We start from the raw sequence: 3,355 nt of genomic DNA, 5'->3' as shown, positions 1-3,355 counted from the left end.
GGTTTGCATTGAATAAGCAAGATGCACAAAGGAAAGAAATTGCGCGGCGCTTGGATAGTGAGGGTGTACGCGTTCAGGCGGAAGTGGTTGGATTGAGTGCTAATAAATTTAGAGGGGCGAAGACGTATTCGTTTGATGTGGGGGTTGTCTTTTTTGATGGTGACTATAAAGCAGTGCGTACTAGTGTTCCTGTCGAGCCTGATTTCGGTCAATCGATACGGGATAATCAAATAAATAAAATTGATGTTAAATATCTACCTGATGATCCGAAAGTTGCAAAATCGGTTTCCGGCGCGCTCAAAGAATCCTTGCTTATGATGATATTGGCGGCTACCGGCATTGGGATCGGTTTTTTGATTGGTGGCGTGACGTTCCTTCGTTTGCGTCCCAACAAAAGTCCAGGACCTATTGGCCCGCTGTGATATGGCATTGTATTTCATTGCCTGGGCAGGCCAATTCGCGCGATTTGCCCTGTGCCATCCCGGGTTCTATGGTTAGGGTTCGCTGAACAGCTGTTTGCCATCATGAAACCTGTCCTCAAGTACCTGCTGGTTGGCGGCGGCAGCTTGCTCGCCTGTGCGTTGGCCGGATTGGGCTATATCGCTGCCACCTTCGACCCTGAGGCGCTCAAGCCCAAGCTTGAGCAGCTGGTCAAGGACAAGAAGCAGCGCACGCTTCAGCTGGCCGGGCCGATCAGCCTGTCGTTCTTTCCCCGGCTCGGCGCGACGCTTGGCGATGTCAGCCTGTCCGAGCATGGTAGTGATGCGCAATTTGCCCATATCGGCAATGCCCGCGTCGCACTGCAGTTCTGGCCCTTGCTGAAAAAGCGAGTGGTGGTGGATGCCATCGAGCTCGATGGTGCCAAGGCAACGCTCAGGCGTGATGGCAAGGGCAAACTGAATATCGATGATTTGCTGCAACAGGATGAGCCGAGCAGCGATGCGCCGGTGGACTTTGATGTGTCGCGGATTCGGGTGCGCAATGTCGCGCTGCAGTTCGACGATATGCAGTCGCACCAGCAGCTATCGCTGGACAAGCTGTCGCTGTCGGCCGATGGCCTGAGCCCTCAGGGAGCGCGTAATGTCGAGGCGGCTGCGCACCTGGTATTGGCGGCGCCACAGCTTGACCTGCAGTGGGTAGCCAAGCTTGGGCAGTTACAGCTGGCGGCCGACAAGCAGCAGTTTTCCCTGCGGCAGCTCGCGGTCAGCGCGCAAGGCAGCAAGGGAGAGCAGCAATTCAAGCTGGATCTGGCGGCACCGGCATTGTCAGTCGATGCGCAACAACTCCAGGGCGAGCAAGTGGCGCTGCAGCTGGGCCTGCAGCAGGCGGCGCAGACCTTGGACGGCAGCGTGAAACTCGATGGACTGAGCGGCAGCGCGCAGGAAGTGGCGGTAAAAACGCTGAGCCTCAGCGGCAAGGTCCGGCAAGGCGCGCAAACGGCGACATTCGATCTGGCTGGCCCGTTCTCGGCATCGCGGGCGGACGAGGCGGCCAAGCTGACCTTGGCGGGCAAGGTGGATGGCGGTGATATCAAGCTTGCGGCCGCATTCAATGCGGGGGCACGACCGGCGGCTTCAGTGGATCTGCAGGCTGGCAATGTGGATCTGGATCGCTATCTGCCGCCGGCCAAGCCAGCTACTGAGGCCAGTGCTGCGCCGGCGAAACTGGATTTGTCGGCGCTCAAGGACATGCATCTGCAAGTGTCGGCGCGTATTGCCCGGCTGAAGAAGCTGCCGCTGGATGCACGCGATATTGTGCTGGCGGTGCACGCTGCCGATGGCCTGATCGTGCTTGATCAGGCATCACTCAAGCTGTTTGGCGGCGAGTTGCAAGCCAGTGGTAGCGCAACGGCCAGTCGTGAACCTCATATCACGCTGCGGCCACGTGCCAGCAATGTCGATATCAATCTCTTGCTGAAGCAGCTCGCCGGGTTTGACCGGCTGGAAGGGCATGGTTTTGTCGATGCCGATATCCGGGCGCAGGGGGCTGATGTGGCAGCGCTCAAGGCCAGCGCCAGCGGAAATGTGCGTATCCGGCTTAGCGGTGGCGCCTTGCGCGGCGTCAACCTGGGCAAGCTGGTGCGCGATGCCAAGGCGGCCATCGGCACCATGAAGGGTGGTGCACAGAGCTTTGCCAACAACAATGCCGAGAAGACCGACTTTACCGAGCTCAGTGCCAGCCTGCTGCTGAACAACGGTGTGGGCCGCAATAGCGATCTGCTGATGAAATCGCCCCTGCTGCGGGTAGCGGGCGAGGGCGATATTAATCTGCGCAACGACAGCCTTAACTATCTGGTCAAGGCCAGCCTAGTCAATACCGACGAGGGCCAAGGGGGCAAGGAGCGGCACGAGCTGGCCGGTATCACCGTGCCGGTGCGGGTCCAGGGGCCGTTCACCCAGCCAGCCTATTCACTGGATATGTCGGCAGCCATCAAGGAGAACGCCACAGCCCAGGTCAAGGAAAAGACCAAAGACTTGCTCAAGCAAGGGCTGGGCGGGCTGTTTCGTCACTGACTTGTTGCTGGCCGTGTCGCCGCAAGATCGCAGCCCGCTTGGGCATGCCTGACTGCGCCGGTACGCAATGTCCTTGTATCACGCTCTGGTATTGCCAAGCTGGACCGATGCCAATACGGCGATCGGCCGGCCGACATGGGATAATCGCCGGCCTTACGCTGACAACCCTGTAGCAGATTGCAAAACCATGGCCACCCATAAAAACAAGCCGGCTGAACACACGCCGATGATGCAGCAATACCTGTCGCTGAAAGCTGCGCATGCCGACAAGCTGCTGTTCTATCGCATGGGCGATTTTTACGAATTGTTTTACGACGACGCGGTCAAGGCAGCTCGCCTGCTCGATATTACCCTGACCGCACGTGGGCAGTCGGGCGGCGAGCCGATCAAGATGGCCGGCGTGCCTTTTCATGCGGCAGAGGGCTATCTGGCGCGCTTGGTCAAGCTGGGTGAGTCGGTTGCCATTGCCGAGCAGTTCGGCGACCCGGCCACCAGCAAAGGGCCGGTGGAACGGCGGGTAGTGCGGGTGGTGACGCCGGGCACCCTGACTGATGCCGCCCTGCTAGACGACAAGCGCGACAATATCCTGCTGGCGCTCAATGCCCAGCGCGGCCGACTTGGGTTGGCCTGGCTGTCGCTCGCTTCCGGCGACTTCCGTTTGCTGGAAGTCGGGGTTGATACGCTGGCGTCCGAGCTGGAGCGGCTCAAACCCGCTGAGGTGCTGATGCCGGACGATCTGGCGCTGGAGTTGCCGGCGCAGCGCGGCTTTGCCGTGAAGCGCATCGCCGCCTGGCAATTTGATACCGAGTCGGCAGCACGCAATCTGGCGCGGCAATTTCACA

2 protein-coding genes and 1 pseudogene are annotated in these 3,355 nt (G+C 59.6%); all 3 read left to right on the top strand.

Translation table 11 applies throughout. The features are described from left to right. On the top strand, positions 1 to 422 hold a 422-nt coding region (locus tag ACE3OH_RS20940), incomplete at its 5' end, for a hypothetical protein (protein ID WP_374357771.1). A gap of 102 nt (positions 423 to 524) precedes the next feature. Then, positions 525 to 2,513, top strand: coding sequence for an AsmA family protein (locus tag ACE3OH_RS20935; RefSeq protein WP_374357768.1), 1,989 nt, complete (start codon positions 525 to 527; stop codon positions 2,511 to 2,513). A 187-nt stretch (positions 2,514 to 2,700) separates the two neighbouring features. Further along, a pseudogene (locus ACE3OH_RS20930) lies at positions 2,701 to 3,355 on the top strand (DNA mismatch repair protein MutS); the annotation flags it as partial.

Origin of the sequence: Chitinimonas sp., assembly GCF_041904975.1 — a bacterium.
In the GTDB taxonomy this organism is placed as follows: domain Bacteria; phylum Pseudomonadota; class Gammaproteobacteria; order Burkholderiales; family Chitinimonadaceae; genus Chitinimonas.
Note: the sequence above shows the minus strand (reverse complement) of the source record. Positions and strands in the feature narration are given on the sequence as shown.

Bases quoted from the DNA above. Each gene is read 5' to 3' on its own strand.
- ACE3OH_RS20935 (WP_374357768.1), top strand. From the start codon at position 525: ATGAAACCTGTCCTCAAGTACCTGCTGGTTGGCGGCGGCAGCTTGCTC.